Raw genomic sequence first — 14,002 nt, forward strand, 5'->3', positions numbered from 1 at the left:
GTCCTCCTTATAATAAATCATAATTAGCTATTTATGTCCTCGTATTCGTATCGGTAGCTGTACTCAGTATGCTTGTCTGCATTCAATTCAACGATATCCTTGGATATCAGGCGTCCCTTGTCGTCGTACTCATACTCTGTTGAACTTGAATCGCCGTTTGAGACCTTTTGTGTCTCTTTTATGAGATCACCTTTGCTGTCGTATGAACACTCTGTTGTGTACACAGTGCTATCGTCTGAATCATCCGAGGACTCCGTCCTCACCTTCGTGAGAACATTTCCCGCTTCATCGTAGGTAAACTCGGTCACCTGTGACAAGCCGTCGTCTTGCCACGTTTCCTTTATAAGCTCACCGCCGCTGCCGTACTCACATTTTGTTTCAGAGCGGTATAAGACCTTCCCGTCGGCGTCATAGTTCAGATAAAGTATCTCACTTCCTCGGCTGTCATATTCCCTGCAATAATTCTTCCGCCACAGTCCCGAATCATTGTCCTCCATGTAATTCACATGATAATTCATCGTTCCATCGGGATAATAATAGAACCTGTCATAGAAGAAAGTCTTCCTGTCGGTAGACGGCGGGTTTATATAGCTTTGGGTCTTTTCCGTGACGTTGCCGTTTTCGTCATAGGTATAGCAGTAGACCTCGGTCATCTGCATATTTTCGGGGTCGCCGACGGTCTCTGACCTGATAATGTTATCGTGCTCGTCAAAGTCGTCATAGCGTTTGCAGGTCATCTCGCCGTCCTCATACTGATATGATGTGCGTCTGTACGCAGCCTGATTTTCGGGCAAGTCCACTATCTCGTCCGAAACGGTATCAGGCAGGTCGGCAATATTTAAAGTCTCCGCCGCTTTCTTTGAGCCGCACCCTGCAAAAGGCAGAAGTGCCGCCGCAAGAAGCACCGCAAGCCGTTTTTTTATCCCCTGCATTACTTGTTCTTGTTTACGATACGTGTCTCCTCGGAACCGTCATCAAGTTTCACATAGCGGACAAAAAGGGAAACCTTGTTGTCGGCGTTGAGATTGTTCCAGAGCATATCGGTAAACTCGTCTATGCTGCCGCTGATGCCGACGAGCTTGGGCTCGCCCTCAAAGCTCGGGAGCGGGCTGCCGTCGCCCATGTAGGTGTGAATGAAGTGACCCTCACCCGCTATGGGATTGGTGTAGCTGAAAGTATAGCGCTGACAGGAATCGGGGTTGCCGTTAGCGCTCTTGAGGATAGACATAGCGTAGTTGAAGCCCTTGTCGTCGAAGCGGAGGATGCCCGAGATACGGGGCGTATAGTTGGGAGCATCGTCCTCGAACTCGCGTGAGCGGAGCGACTGCTCGAAAGTATACTGCTTGTCCATGAGCTCGTAGATAGTATCGGTCTGGTCGCCGTTAGTGACGATGAGCTTATTGCCGAGCACTCTCACGGGTGCATAGATGATGAGGTGCGGGTCTGTGAGCTTCGAGGGGTCAAAAGCCTCGGTGCGGATACCCTTGCCGTCCTTGATGAAAACGCGGTTGCGGCTGTTTTCGCTTCTGCCCATGATGAAGTAAGCGGTAACGGCGAACTTTCCGTCCTCGGACTTACCGATAACGATACCTCTTCCTGGGTAAGCGTTCGAACTCAGCTCCTGTGCGATGTCTAACTTTTTCATATTGATTAACTCCTTTCGGATTTTTTGAGTTTGATTCATATTGTGTAGGGGCGCATTACAGCAAAGCTGCATATAGTATCGCAATCCAAATCAAAGATTTGGTGCGCTGCTTATCCGTGCGCCTGCGCCTCACATATTTACTATACGAAAACGATTTGTAGGGGCTGCCTTTGGCAGTCCGCAACATTGTATTATCATCAGACGCCCAAAGGGCGCCCCTACAATTAGGACGACGGTACCTCCGCCAGAACAGGCTCATAACCTGTTGCCTTGACGTAGATGAAGTCCGCGGCGACTATGAGCAGCACGGCTAAAGCGATGATGTTCAGAGCCTTTCTGCTCGGCTTATTCGTGAGCCACTCGTATATGGGCTGAATGACGTAGAGGAAGAGCACACCGCCGAGCCCGAATCGAAGTGACGTCGGCAGAGCGATGCGCGCCTGGAAATTATACTTATACTCGGAATACGTCTGCCACGGCCACGCGCCCGTGAGAAACTCCATGATGTAGGAAGCTATCAGCTCGACCGCAGTCGCGACAGCCATACATCCGACGAAGACAGCCACAGGTTTTACGTACACGAGCCATTTCGGCTCCTTCTTTTTCATCAGCTTCCCGAAGCATAACAGGAACAGCAGAGCCCCCACGCCGTATATCGGGCAGTACGGACCGAAGAGCACTCCCCTGTTGTGGAATCCCCAATGCTTGATGAAGACCTCCATGAACACCTCATAGCACCAACCGAACACCGCATACATCCAGAACCACAGGAAAGCCTTCTGAACGAGCTGTTTTTCCTTTATCTCCGCGAAGCTCATTTTACGTAAGCCTTTCCGTCGCGTATCTCTATCCTGTCCTGACAGAAGAGCGAAACGGCTTCGGGGAGTATCTTCCACTCTGCCTGCTCCATGATTCGTTTCTGGAGGGTTTCGGGCGTGTCATCGTTCTCAACGGGAACAGCCTTCTGCAAAATTATCGGACCTCCGTCGCAGACCTCGGTCACGAAGTGTACTGTCGCCCCCGAGAGTTTTACTCCCGCCGCGAGCGCCGCCTCATGGACGTGCAGCCCATAGAAGCCCTTACCGCAGAACGACGGTATCAGTGCAGGGTGAACGTTCATCATTTTGTACGGGAACGCCTTGGTCACCTGTTCATCAAGAATCGTCATAAATCCCGCATAAACGACGAGGTCAGCCTTCTCCGCGATGAGAGCATCGGTGACTGCTTTCGTATATGAAGCTATATCGGGATACTCCTTCCGCGGGATAACGCGGCTTTTAATGCCGTTCTTCGAGGCTCTCTCAAGAGCATAAACGCCCTCCTTCGAGGAGATGACGCAGGTAATTTTACCGCCCTTGATGATACCTGATCTTTCGGCATCGATAAGAGCCTGCAAATTAGTACCTCCGCCCGAGACGAGTACAACTATATTTTTCATTGGTGAGCCCTCCTGTCAGTGTGCGAACACGATTATCATCAGCACGAACAGCGCAGGCACGCTGCCGAATATGATAAAGCGGTAGTAGTCCTTCACCATATCGTTCTCTCTGTTCGCGAAGTAGAAGAAGATAGGGTCATCGGGGTCATAGCATATCATTTCCTGCGAGCCTATCTCGTATCTCATAACGGTATCCGCCACAGTATAGACGGAGCTGACGGCTCTGCCGTCCTCCGTTTCATATTTCATTATCGGGTAATAATGTCTGCGCACCTCCACAGCCTCGTGGTAGTCGGAGACAGTGCCGAATACCGCGACAGTGCGGCTCATGCGTTTTCTGACGGTCGAGATATGCCACATAAAGAGCCCCACCATAAGAAGGTATATGGCAAGGAGCCCATACAGCAGACAGCCGTAGTGGAACGTCACGCCGACAATTATGAATGAAACGACTGCCCAGATGTAATCGGGAAGACCGACCTTCATCGCATACCCTCCTCTTTATTTCGGGAACTGAACGTGTCCCTGAATTATCTCGGTATCGTCCTCCGAGAGCGGGATATCTCTGTCGATTATGACCTGACCGTAGATGTCGGTAATGCGGAAATCGAACGGTCCCGCGCCCATTTCGCGCGACTCAAAGTAGTTATAGGGGCGCCGCTCTATCTCAGTCCATTCGCCGTCCTTCAGATATTCGAGCTTAGTTATCGGATAGCGGTGATTGCGCACCTGAACTCCGCACCAGAACTGTGTTGTGCCCTCCTTGTACTTATAGCACACGGGAGCGTCCTCCGCGGAATCGAGCGGTACTATCTTCCAGCTTACGGACACTCTCCCCTTTTCCACGGGCGCTATCAGCGGGAAAGCGTCGGTATAGAGGTCGAGGTCGCCTTTTTTGCCCTCGGGCAGCTCATCGGTGACGAGCATATTAATGGTGCCGAGCTCGCCCGTGACTTCAAGGTAAGCCCCCGCGAGCTGAGCGCTGTTGTAGTCGGAATGGTTCATCGCGACAATCCAGTAATCGCGTGATACGGGGTCGAGCATAGCATGACCGCCCTCGTAACCGCCCCCGTAGAAGGTACCCTCGCCCGTGTGGACGGTGCCTTTGGGCTCGAGGATACAGCTCTCGTCGATGGTGAACTCGCTGTCATAGCCGCCCGAAGCCGAGGTCGGCTTGCCGAGAACGAAATCCGAGAGAGCCTGCAATTCCGCCTTATCCGCACCTGATTTACGTGCAGAGATGAGGTCGAATGAATCGACGCGCCCGTCCGAGTTATAGTCCATGGGGATATCTTCCGCAGAGAATGCGGGAACAGCCGTCGCGGTCATAATAGCAACTGCCGCCGCAGCCAATACTGTCAGCTTTTTCATAACATCACCTTATCGTATCGATCGCGGAGAACTACTTAATGTTTGTGTATCTTCCGCGCGAAACCGAAAGTTTCGCTCAAGCCTTTTCAAAGGCTTGCAGGTTCCAAGGGCAGCGCCCTTGGTCGCCGTTCACAGTTTTTAAAGAACGGCGAAATTAATCGAAGGCGCCTCGCAAGGGGTGAATCGAAAAACAGCCCAGTGAGCTGTTTTTCGAGAGGGGACGCCTTGCAAGGAAGGGTGTCCCTTCAGCCAGTTTCGCAATTTACTGAACACCCTTCCCTACTTTGCGGCACGGTAGCCCACTTTTTCTGTTAAGGGTATGTTCAGAAGTGAAGGCGTCCCCTTCTTCCGTTCCATAATCGTTCGCCCGCGGAATTATTCCGCGCGATATCAGTGGAATCAGCAGATGATTACGCCCTCTTCCGATTCAACGAGCTCGCCGAGGATATAAGCGTCCTCGCCTGCTGCCTTGATAGCTGCAACAGCCTTGTCAGCGTCGTTCTTGTCCACGCAGACCACCATACCGACGCCCATATTGAAGGTGTTGAACATATCGCGCTCGGGGATATCGCCGCAGCGCTTGATGAGGTCGAAAATAGGCAGTACCTGAACAGCATTGCGCTCTATCTTAGCCGCAAGGTTCTTGGGGAGCGAGCGCGGGATATTCTCATAGAAGCCGCCGCCCGTGATGTGGGATATCGACTTCACGTTTACCGCCTTGAGGAGGCTCATCACAGCCTTAACGTAAATTCTTGTAGGAGTGAGGAGAGTCTCGCCGAGGGTAGCACCGAGGTCATCGAAGTGCATATTCAGCTTCTCCTCGTTCACGTCGAACACGCTTCTTACGAGCGAGAAACCGTTGGAGTGAACGCCGCTCGACTTGATAGCGATGAGGACGTCGCCCGCCTTCTGAGTATCGGGCTTGAGTATCTTATCCTTGTCGACAACGCCGACGGAGAAGCCTGCGAGGTCGTACTCATCCTCGGGCATAAGACCTGGGTGCTCGGCAGTTTCGCCGCCCACGAGGGCGCACTCAGCCTGTACGCAGCCCTCAGCCACACCCGAAACGATATTTGCGATCTTCTCGGGGATATTCTTTCCGCAGGCGATATAATCGAGGAAGAACTGAGGCTTTGCACCGCAGCAGATGATGTCGTTCACGCACATAGCGACGCAGTCGATGCCGACGGTGTCGTGCTTATCCATGATGAACGCGATCTTTATCTTAGTGCCTACGCCGTCCGTACCCGAAACGAGAACGGGCTTGCTTATGCCTGTGAGATCAAGCTCGAAGAGGCCGCCGAATCCGCCGATACCGTCGAGAACGCCGGGTATCATAGTGCGGGCGATATGCTGCTTCATGAGCTCGACGGACTTGTAGCCTGCGGTCACATCAACGCCTGCCTTCTTGTAGCTCTCGGAAAAACTGTTGTTCATGTTTTAGTCCTCCATATCATTTCAATGCTTGATGAAAGCCTTTAGCCATTAGCTTTTAGCCATTAGCTAATGGTATCGACTTGCGGCGATATTTTTTAATGCCGATTTGAGCCGACTTTTCGGCTATGTCCGCGAAGCGGACACCACAAGCTAACGGCTAACGGCTAAAGGCTGACGGCTTGTTATTCTTTTCCGCTCCAGCAGTAGGTGCAGAGGTTGCACTCGGGGAGCCCTACCGCCTTTACCTTGCCCTCGAGCGACTGGAACTCGAGAGATGTAAGCTTGAGGCGCTTGCATATCTCGTCGCGCATACGCTTGCCGCGCTCGGTGTTGGTATCGCTGTACTCGGCGATGTACTTGACGCCCTCCTCGCCCTCGAATTCGTCGATTATCTGGCGTGCTATGAGCTCGAGCTCGGAGTGGCTTCTCGAGAAGTTGAGGTACTTGCAGCCGTACATGATAGGCGGACAGGCAGAGCGCATATGCACTTCCTTGGCGCCGTTCTCATAGAGGAACTCGACGGTCTCGCGCATCTGGGTACCGCGTACGATACTGTCGTCCACGAAGAGGAGCTTCTTGCCCTCGATGAGCTCGTGAACGGGAATGAGCTTCATTTTCGCGACCACATTTCTCATACTCTGGTTCGTCGGCATGAAGCTTCGCGGCCACGTAGGTGTGTACTTGATGAAGGGGCGTGCAAACGGTATGCCGCTCCTGTTTGCATATCCGATAGCATGAGGAGTACCCGAATCGGGCACACCGCACACATAGTCCACATCGGGGAGCTTGCCTGCGGCTATGTCGTTCTCAGCCATTATCTCGCCGTTGCGGGTACGCATGACCTCAACGTTCACGCCCTCATAGCAGGCTGTGGGATAGCCGTAGTAAGTCCACAGGAAGGTGCAGACCTTCATCTGCGAGGGGTCGCCCTCAGCGAGCACCTCCACGCCGTCGGCAGTCATGCGGATTATCTCGCCCGCCTGAAGCTCCTTGTATGTCTCGTAGCCGAGCTTCTGGAAAGCGAAGCTCTCGGTAGAGAGGCAGTATCCGTCCCAGCGCTTGCCGATGACGATAGGGAGCCTGCCGTATTTGTCGCGGGCAGCGATGATGCTGTCCTTGGTGAGTATGATAAGGGACATAGTTCCCTCTATCTTGCTCTGAGCGTAGCGGATGCCGTCAACGAAGCTTCCGCGCTGAGCGATGAGCGCACCGATGAGGTCGCCCGAGTTGATATTTCCGCTCGACATAGCCTCGAAGTTTGCGCAGCCGTTCTCGAGGAGCTCGTCCACGAGAGCGTCTGCATTGCGGATTATGCCGACGGAGCACACCGCATACAGCCCCATTTTCGAGCGTACAAGGATAGGCTGGGGGTCAGTATCGCTGATACAGCCGATACAGAGCTTGCCCCTCATATTAACAACGTCGTCTTCAAATTTTGTCCTGAAGGGTGAATTTTCAATACTGTGAATGTTCCTCTGAAAGCCTTTGTCCTCGGAGTAGGACGTCATACCGCCGCGGCGTGTGCCGAGGTGGGAGTGGTAGTCCGTACCGAAGAAAACATCAGTTATGCAGTCATTTTTGGAAGCCGCACCGAAAAATCCGCCCATAGCTTATTCTCCCATCAGTCTCTTCATGATTTCCTGATAAGCTTCTTCAACGCCGCCCATATCTCTGCGGAAGCGGTCCTTGTCGAGCTTCTCGTGAGTGGTGGAATCCCAGAAGCGGCAGGTATCGGGAGATATCTCATCAGCGAGGATGATAGTGCCGTCGCTTGTCTTGCCGAACTCTATCTTGAAGTCAATGAGGTCGATATTCAGACCCTTGAAGAACTTCACCATGAACTCGTTCACCTTGAACGCATACTTTGAGATAGTGTCGATATCTTCCTTTGTAGCGATACCGAGAGCGAGAGCGTAGTAGTCGTTGATGAAGGGGTCGCCGAGGTCGTCGTTCTTATAGCTGAATTCGAGTATCGGGCAGAGGAGCTGCTTGCCTTCCTCAACGCCCATTCTCTTTGAGAAGCTGCCTGCTGCAACATTTCTGATGATGACCTCAAGGGGAACGATGGAAACCTTTTTAACGATAGTCTCGCGGTCGCTTATCTCCTCTACGAGATGTGTGGGAACGCCTTCCTTTTCGAGCATTTTGAACATATAGTTCGTCATCTTGTTGTTGATGACGCCCTTGCCTGCGATAGTGCCCTTCTTCTCGCCGTTGAACGCGGTAGCGTCGTCCTTGTAGTCAACGATAACGAGGTCGGGGTCGTTGGTAGCATAGACCTTCTTGGCCTTGCCCTCATAGAGCTGTTCCTTTTTAACGATGTTTTCCATTTCAAAAATCCTCCTTGAGATTTATGGCAATACCGCACAAAGCTTGTGCTGGAGATGCGCCGACAGATTTTTCGTCAGATTGTATAGAAATTCCGCAGGCATACTGACGTATGTCAAGGGATTTCTGTGCAAGATGACGGAAAATATGCAAGCATATCCAGTACAAAGCATTCTGGCGGGCTTTGTGCGGTGTTGCCTTATAAATGTATATGCAATCCCGCTTCGATGCGGAAATTGTGAGCTTATTCCTCCGTGATGTCGTCGGTGACAGTTGTCACGATGACTCTTCCGTCCGCGCCGAGGAGAGGCGTAATGCCCGAATAACCCTCGCCGACGGTATTAATGTAGTTGACGCCTGTTTCGGTGTCAACGAGTATCTGAAGCGCGCCCAGACCCAGCGTCTTTTCGAGCCTCTGCTCATGAGTGACGATAAAGCGAGCACGCTTTTTTTCCTTTTTGTCGAACATGGTATCATTCCTTTCCGAGTATCATATCAGCGAGCGTCCGCGGAGTTTCGGCGAAACAGTCCGCGCCCGCCTCCTCGAGCTCCTTCCGCGAGCCGTAGCCCCACAGTGCGCCGAGGCATTTTATGCCTGCCTGATGCGCGCCGACGACATCATTTTTCCTGTCGCCGATCATAAGCACCTGCGAGCGGTCCGTGACGCCCGCCCTTGCGAGCACATCCTCGATGACCTGTGCCTTGGTTATACGCCCGACCGACGCGTCCGCGCCGCCGATGACGCCGAAGCAGTCTGTCAAGCCGAATTTATCCATTATCCTCACGGAATAGCATTCGAGCTTGCAGGTCGCGACCGCGAGGTAAAAGCCCGCGCTTTTCAGAGCCGCGAGCGCTTCCTCCACGCCGTCATAGACACTGTTCTCGAACAGCCCGACGGTCGAGTACCTCTCGCGGAAAACTCGCACAGCCTCATCTGCGTGCTCCCTGTCCATACCGCAGAACATCGCGAACGAATCTCCGAGCGGCGGACCGAGAAAGCGGTCGGGGTCATCGGGCAACTCGAAACCGAGCCTGTCCGACGCATAGTGCAGGCAGTTCATGATACCCTCGCGCGAATCGGTGAGCGTACCGTCGAGGTCGAATAAAAGGTATTTATAGTTTTTCATCAAAGTGCGGCTATCTGCTCCTGAAGAGCCTTATCCTTAGCGGCAACGCCGTCAGCCATAGCCTTCTTTTCGGCAGTGAGCTTCTCGGCGAGCCCGTCGTCGGAAAGGGAGAGCATCTGCACCGCGAGCACAGCCGCATTCTTCGCCCCGTCTATACCGACGGTAGCAACGGGCACTCCGGGAGGCATCATAACAGTGGCGAGGAGCGCATCCACGCCCTCGAGAGCCTTCGACTTCATCGGGATACCGATAACGGGGAGCGTGGTATGTCCCGCGACCACACCCGCAAGGTGAGCCGCCATACCTGCCGCGCAGATGATAACGCCGAATCCGTTTGCTCTTGCATTTGAAGCGAACTCGCACGCCTCAGCGGGAGTCCTGTGCGCGCTCATGACGCGGCACTCGAACTCTACGCCGTACTTTTTGAGCTCGGTGAGAGCCGACTTTACAACTGGGAAGTCGCTGTCGCTTCCCATGATAACTGCAACTTTTTTAGACATTTTCTATTCTCCTTCTGTATTTTCCGCCCTCTCGCCTGTATCGGAGGGCTTTTCATCCTTTACCTCGGGCTGCGGATAATCGGGGGCGTCCTTCTCGAACTGAGCCGATACCGCCTTGAGTTCGCTCTCCGAGCCTCCGCTGAATCTCACAGCCGCCTTATACTTATCGCGGAGAGCCTTCTGTTCTCCGTCCTCATCGGAATATGCGATCTCCGTATCCGCCGCGAACGACACCTCATAGCAAGGGATATCGTTCTTGCTTCTCACGGAGTAGATATGGACATCGGAAATACCGACGAGCTTTTTTGAGAGCAGCCTGCTGTCGCCGCGGAAAAGCTGTCTGAAATCCTCTGCGTGTTTCTTCTCGGTTATCTCCGAGAGTGCCTCACTGCTGCCCGTGAAGGCATATTCTATGTATTTTTCGGTGATACGCGTCATATCCTCGATCATAGAGGGCGACAGCTTTGAGAGCAGCACGCGGCTGTTTATCTCGACGCTGTACGGGCACGTACCCGCCTCGCCGTCGTACACGGCACGGTTGAACAGCAGTCCGTCGCTGCTGTGGGAAAACGAATATCTTCCGCCTCCGTCGATGAGCAGCAGCCCGTCGTCCTGCACCGCACACGAGCTCCACGTTCTGCGGAAGCACGGCTCAAAGTGCCTGTCGTAGAGGACATACCGCCCGTCGGAGCTGCTCTCCGCGGAATAGTACGTACCGCCGCCCGCCTCGAGCTTGGAGATACCGCTGTATATCAGCGGTACGACCACATTCCCGTCGAAGTCGACGCAGCCGAACTGTTTACTGTTGCCGATACCTCGCGCCGCGATGCACATATTCGGGTCAGCGAAGCGGAGGTCTGTCCACTCCGATGCTATCAATATCCTGTTCTCGGAGTCGGCGACGCCGTATCTGCCGTTAGCGTCGGTGAAGATATAGCGGCCGCTGCCGTCGGCAGTGCCCTTGTGCACTATCTCCGACTGTGAATTTTTCGTAGCAGTATTCTCGGGAACGCTGAAGTAGAAGTGTGTTATCGCCGCCGCAAGGATTATCAGGATGATGAACAGGAACGACACCACCAGCCTTGTCTGCTTATTCAAGGCGGCTCACCTCCCGAAAGCTGTTACTTATCGGCATTCTTTCTGCGTTCGCGGTACATCTCGTCGGTCTCGCCCGTGAGGTAGATGGGGCGGTTCTTGACCTCCATGTAGGTCTTGCCGAGGTACATACCGAGTATCCCCGTACAGCCGAGCTGGAAAGCGCCGACGAGGAGGAGTGCGCCGATGACGAGCAGAGCAGCTCCGAGAGCGGGCATAAAGAACATGGTCACGATACCCGCAATTGCGAAGAGCACCGAGAGCAGCGCGCCGAAAATGGCGAAGAATATCGAGAACGAAAGGGGCGCGGTCGAGAACGCCATGATACCCTCGAGCGAGTATTTGAAGAGACCCCAGAAGGACCACGAAGTAGTCCCCGCAAGGCGCTCGACGTTCTCATAGGGCATATACTGAACGCGGAACCCTACCCAGCTGAAAATGCCCTTTGAGAATCGGTTATACTCGGACATAGCGAGCACCGCATCGACCATCTGCCTCGACATGAAGCGGAAGTCCTGAGCGCCGTCGACTATCTCGGTCTGGGATATCTTGTTCATTATCTTGTAGAACATTCTCGCGAAGAACGAGCGTATCTTTGACTCGCCCGTGCGGCTGACACGGCGTGTTGTTGCGCAGTCGAACTCGCCGTCCTTGACATAGTTGTACATTTGCGGCAGGAAAGCGGGGGGATGCTGAAGGTCGGCGTCCATGACGACCACGAAGTCGCCCTTGGCGTTTTTGAGGCCCGCGTACATACCTGCCTCCTTTCCGAAATTCCTTGAAAAGGAGATATATCTTACGCGCTCGTCCTTATCGGCGAGCTCTCTGAAAATTTCGAGAGTACGGTCCTTTGAACCGTCGTTAATAAAAAGGAATTCAAAATCGATATCGGGATGCTCCTGTTTCATGGCGTTCGAGACCTTGATTATCTCGTCGTAGAACAGCGGGAGCACCTCCTGCTCGTTGTAGCAGGGCACAACGACTGAAATGAGCTTCATTGTCTGCCTCCTCGGGGATATCGTACAGCGGCGCGAGCCGTTTCCGACAATAATAAATACACCATTAATTATACTACAAACGAAAGGATACTGCAATAGCCGAAGGGGTAATTTTGTAAATTTTCACATATATTTTTTCAAACTCTCCATAAATATGAATTCACTTAAATCTTTTTACAGTAAAACATTGAAACAGCATAGTCAAAATGTATACTTTTCTCATTTTTTACTAACCTAAACAGAAGATTCTGACAAAAAAATCAATAACAATTTGTTATTTCCGCCGAAAAATTAATTTTTGGTATAATTTTTCGGTTTTATTATGAAAAAACTGTTGATTTTTTTTGTTGTATCGGGTATAATATACCTGTAATGGTATCGCTTTGTGTCCTGTGGCAGTCTGTCGCTCTTTCTGTTCAAGCCGTTTGCCACCTGTCAGAGCAAAGCGTTTGGGGGACCGATAGTTCGGTCACAGAAATCGGCTGCTCGCTGCCGTAAAGCGGAGCTGCGGTCAACGCAGGATTGGAGAATGTTATGGATATTAGGCTCGTAACGACTTCCTTCAACGACGAGGTACACGGCACCTTCAACGAAAAGAAGACAGGCTGTGGAATAAACCTCCTGAAGTCCGAGAACGTGACTCGCTACCACAGAGGCGGCATAATGACCGACCTCGGCGAGCTCACCTGTGAAAAATGCAAGACAAAAATTGCCAAGGAAATGATAAAATCCGACCAGAAGGAGATGAAGCTCCTTCTCAAGGAGGAAAAGCTCAGAGCAAAGAAGGGCATAGTAGACGAGGGCATCGTGCCGCTCGGCGGATCTGCGGCAAAGATCACCAAAGACCAGACAGCCAAGCCCGCCGCCCCCAAGCCTGTGCAGAAGCCCGTTCAGGAGCCCGTTCAGGAGGCTCCCGCCCGGCCCGCAAATCCAGCCGCGACTATCCCGGGAACAGGCGTCGCTATCGACAACAGCCTTGCACAGTTCGCTATCAGCAAGCCGCAGGCAGAGCCCGCTCCCGAGCCCGAAAAGCAGGATGATTTCCTTGCTCAGTTCGCAGTGAACAAGCCGCAGCCCGAGGCACCCGCTCCCGAGAGCGCAAAGCAGGACGACTTCCTCTCACAGTTCGCGATCCCCGCACCCTCTCAGTCAGAGCCCGCCCCCGCTCAGGAGGCAGCACCCTCAGCTCCGCCCGTTATTGACGATATATCCGCAGCCATCGCAGCTGCAAATACAAATATAGCGCCCGCACCTCAGCCCGCAGCCGAGCCTGCGCCCGCTCCCGTGCAGACAGCACCCTCCCCCGCTCCCTCCGCACAGGACGACATTCTCAGTATGTTCTCCATAGAATCGCCCGAAAAGCCTTCAGCGGGTACATATGACAACGATTCGAGCGTTATCGACGTGGCAGAGGAGAGCCTCTCCGCTGTTGAGTCCGCAAAGCCCACAGCACCGCCCGTCATCGACGATATATCCGCAGCTCTCGAAGCAGCCCGCACCAACGCTCCAGGGTATGAAGCACCCGAACAGGCACCGTCGCCCGCAAAGGATGCAGAGACCGTAAGCGAGTGGGATCTCATTGCGAACCAGCTCTTCGGCGTAAACTCGGTCAACAACGACGCACCCAAGGCAGAGGCGCCCGCACAGCAGACAGCTCCCGCCGACGACGGCGTCAAGGCAGCCGTTCAGAACGCACCCAAGGCAGCCGAGCCCGCCGCAGAAGCACCGAGCGCGCTCAAGCCCGCCGTATATCAGGCTGAGGCTCCGATAATCGACGATATATCCGCAGCCGTAGACGCTGCGCAGAACGCGCCCAAGACTCTTGAGCCTGCCGTTCATCAGGCTGAGGCAGCCGCTATCGACGACGTTGCATCAGTGATCGAAGAAGCACCCAAGGCTATCGAGCCCGCCGTATATCAGGCGTCGGCGCCCGTCATCGACGATATATCCGCAGCAGTTGAAGCTGCACAGAACGCACCCAAGGCAGCCGCACCCGTTCAGCAGGCAGCTCCCGTCAAGGAAGAGGCACCCGTCATAGACGACATCGCCTCCGCAGTAGCAGC

The 14,002-nt window shown here is 53.5% G+C and carries 14 protein-coding genes and 1 pseudogene; 1 reads left to right on the forward strand and 14 read right to left on the reverse strand.

The window, feature by feature from the left end; translation table 11 throughout:
* Positions 1–23: 23 nt before the first annotated feature.
* From BMX22_RS09610 to BMX22_RS09675, 14 genes are all read right to left on the reverse strand, one after another.
* Positions 24–932: a hypothetical protein gene (locus BMX22_RS09610; protein ID WP_074742256.1), complete on the reverse strand. Its 909-nt coding sequence runs from the start codon at positions 930–932 to the stop codon at positions 24–26.
* Positions 932–1,645 (reverse strand): IMP cyclohydrolase, encoded by a 714-nt coding sequence (locus tag BMX22_RS09615; protein WP_074742257.1) that lies wholly within the window; start codon positions 1,643–1,645, stop codon positions 932–934. Before BMX22_RS09615 ends, BMX22_RS09610 begins: the two co-directional genes overlap by 1 nt.
* A gap of 224 nt (positions 1,646–1,869) precedes the next feature.
* Complete coding sequence (locus BMX22_RS09620) at positions 1,870–2,463, reverse strand: putative ABC transporter permease (RefSeq protein WP_074742258.1); 594 nt, start codon at positions 2,461–2,463, stop codon at positions 1,870–1,872.
* Positions 2,460–3,083 carry a phosphoribosylglycinamide formyltransferase gene (gene purN / locus BMX22_RS09625; protein ID WP_074742259.1) on the reverse strand — a complete coding sequence of 208 codons (624 nt, stop codon included), beginning with the start codon at positions 3,081–3,083 and terminating at the stop codon, positions 2,460–2,462. The genes BMX22_RS09620 and purN overlap by 4 nt, the downstream gene beginning before the upstream one ends.
* A 15-nt stretch (positions 3,084–3,098) precedes the next feature.
* A complete protein-coding gene (locus tag BMX22_RS09630; RefSeq protein WP_074742260.1) occupies positions 3,099–3,569 on the reverse strand; it encodes a DUF3592 domain-containing protein in 471 nt (156 codons plus the stop codon).
* 15 nt (positions 3,570–3,584) lie between these two features.
* Positions 3,585–4,454 (reverse strand): expansin EXLX1 family cellulose-binding protein, encoded by an 870-nt coding sequence (locus BMX22_RS09635; protein ID WP_074742261.1) that lies wholly within the window; start codon positions 4,452–4,454, stop codon positions 3,585–3,587.
* Positions 4,455–4,853: 399 nt separating this feature from the next.
* A complete protein-coding gene (gene purM, locus BMX22_RS09640) occupies positions 4,854–5,891 on the reverse strand; it encodes a phosphoribosylformylglycinamidine cyclo-ligase (protein WP_074742262.1) in 1,038 nt (345 codons plus the stop codon).
* A gap of 182 nt (positions 5,892–6,073) precedes the next feature.
* Complete coding sequence (locus BMX22_RS09645) at positions 6,074–7,498, reverse strand: amidophosphoribosyltransferase (RefSeq protein WP_074742263.1); 1,425 nt, start codon at positions 7,496–7,498, stop codon at positions 6,074–6,076.
* 3 nt (positions 7,499–7,501) lie between these two features.
* Entirely contained in the window at positions 7,502–8,221 is a 720-nt protein-coding gene (gene purC, locus BMX22_RS09650; protein ID WP_074742264.1) for a phosphoribosylaminoimidazolesuccinocarboxamide synthase, read from the reverse strand.
* 242 nt (positions 8,222–8,463) lie between these two features.
* The gene (locus BMX22_RS09655) at positions 8,464–8,688 is read right to left on the reverse strand and encodes a DUF6440 family protein (RefSeq protein WP_074742265.1); all 225 of its coding nucleotides are present in this window, start codon (positions 8,686–8,688) and stop codon (positions 8,464–8,466) included.
* A gap of 4 nt (positions 8,689–8,692) precedes the next feature.
* Complete coding sequence (locus BMX22_RS09660; protein ID WP_074742266.1) at positions 8,693–9,346, reverse strand: HAD hydrolase-like protein; 654 nt, start codon at positions 9,344–9,346, stop codon at positions 8,693–8,695.
* Positions 9,346–9,846, reverse strand: a complete 501-nt coding sequence (gene purE, locus BMX22_RS09665) for a 5-(carboxyamino)imidazole ribonucleotide mutase (protein WP_074742267.1) — start codon at positions 9,844–9,846, stop codon at positions 9,346–9,348. Before purE ends, BMX22_RS09660 begins: the two co-directional genes overlap by 1 nt.
* Positions 9,847–9,849: 3 nt before the next feature.
* Complete coding sequence (locus tag BMX22_RS09670; RefSeq protein WP_074742268.1) at positions 9,850–10,944, reverse strand: hypothetical protein; 1,095 nt, start codon at positions 10,942–10,944, stop codon at positions 9,850–9,852.
* A 23-nt stretch (positions 10,945–10,967) separates the two neighbouring features.
* Entirely contained in the window at positions 10,968–11,939 is a 972-nt protein-coding gene (locus tag BMX22_RS09675; protein ID WP_074742269.1) for a glycosyltransferase family 2 protein, read from the reverse strand.
* Between the two features lie 534 nt (positions 11,940–12,473).
* Between BMX22_RS09675 and BMX22_RS09680 the strand changes: the two are divergent.
* Positions 12,474–14,002: pseudogene (locus BMX22_RS09680) on the forward strand (hypothetical protein); the annotation flags it as partial.

Source organism: Ruminococcus sp. YRD2003 (genome assembly GCA_900109435.1).
GTDB classification, from domain to species: domain Bacteria; phylum Bacillota; class Clostridia; order Oscillospirales; family Ruminococcaceae; genus Ruminococcus; species Ruminococcus flavefaciens_G.